General features: G+C 36.6%; 1 protein-coding gene. It reads right to left on the reverse strand.

The window, feature by feature from the left end; all coding sequences use genetic code 11:
• On the reverse strand, positions 1 to 1419 hold a 1419-nt coding region (locus EPA86_RS16125), incomplete at both ends, for a thrombospondin type 3 repeat-containing protein (protein ID WP_211664953.1).

Here is a 1419-nt window from a genome sequence, read left to right on the forward strand (position 1 = left end):
ACCATCGTTATCTGAATCCGCATCATGTGGGTCAGTACCCATATCTACTTCAACATAGTCATTAAGACCATCTCCGTCGCTATCAATGAGTGATGCCCAAGCTTCTGGCCATTGACTTAAATCTGTCTTAGTTAATATATTAAAACGAGGTGGAATAAAATTGCCTGTTTCCTCTGCGGTAATCTCACCATCATCATCTAAATCATAACCATAGATTGAACGCTCTAATACTAAAGCCTTGCCTGTACTATCTACGCTCATGACGCGCCAAGTTCTTTCTCGAACTCGCTCATCTGTACTTTGACTTAAAGTAACTAAGCTACCACTTACACTATAAGTCCATGCGTCTCCCATATAAAAAGAAGGATTAGATTTTGTTTCTACGTCATCATACTGACCGGAAACTCCACGACGAAGTGTGCCATCAACTTTAAAATGGTAACCCCAAACATCTTCTAAATTCAGTTTATTTCCATCCCATGAAGATGGATACACATTATTTATTCCTGCCAAGGTAACCTGAGGTAATTCTGTAGCTATATTCTGAGTAAAAGAGGTAAAACTGTTATCATGCTTCGATAATTGAGAGGTAAATACCCGAACAAGCTGTCCGTCGTTATATTGTTCAATATAAGCCAAATATGCTTTTTCTAACTGACTAAACGGTTTAATAACAAAACGAGTAGTACCTTCAATCAGCTCTATTGTATTATTTGTTAATGCCCAATTAAAATCATAACCACTGTACAATGTATTCGTAGAGCCATTATTTAAAAACTCTATTTCATCTGCATACACACCAAAGGTTAGTTCATTATTACCATACACTGGACCATTTTGATGCTGGTAATGTAAAAATACCCCCCAAAAACCTTCCATATCATTCACGTCTAAATCTGTAATAACACTCGTTAATTCAGTATGATAATTTTGAATGCTTTCACTGGTTGTTGTGACTTTGGTTGATGTAGATTGCCAATTCCACTCTGCCGGTATAATCAATTCTTGCTCATATACCGTACTTACATTTACTCGTAAAACATTGCCATTACTTGACTCTTTTTGCAGTGTTTTAGACAACTCACCTTCTTGTACTTCAATTTGAAGTGATGATTCAATGGTACCGAGTTGAACTAAGCGATTTAATTCATCAGCAATGGGTTGGCCATACGTCTCTGCAATATCCGTAAATGGAGCAGAGTAATAATTGAAGTGACTCACTTTCTCAGTAAATTCAATACGTAAATTATCATCTAAGATTGACCAAGAGATAGGTTGGTCTTGATAATTATCTATCCATCCTTTTCCTGATAGCCCTGTATGATCACTATTAAGAGCTAACGATAAACCAGTAAAATGTTGCCAACCAGATTGAGCATCAGGTAATAATACTGTTTGTGTATCCTGTACTTCAGCTTC

This window comes from Litorilituus lipolyticus (assembly GCF_006439335.1).
Classification (GTDB): Bacteria; Pseudomonadota; Gammaproteobacteria; order Enterobacterales; family Alteromonadaceae; genus Colwellia; species Colwellia lipolytica.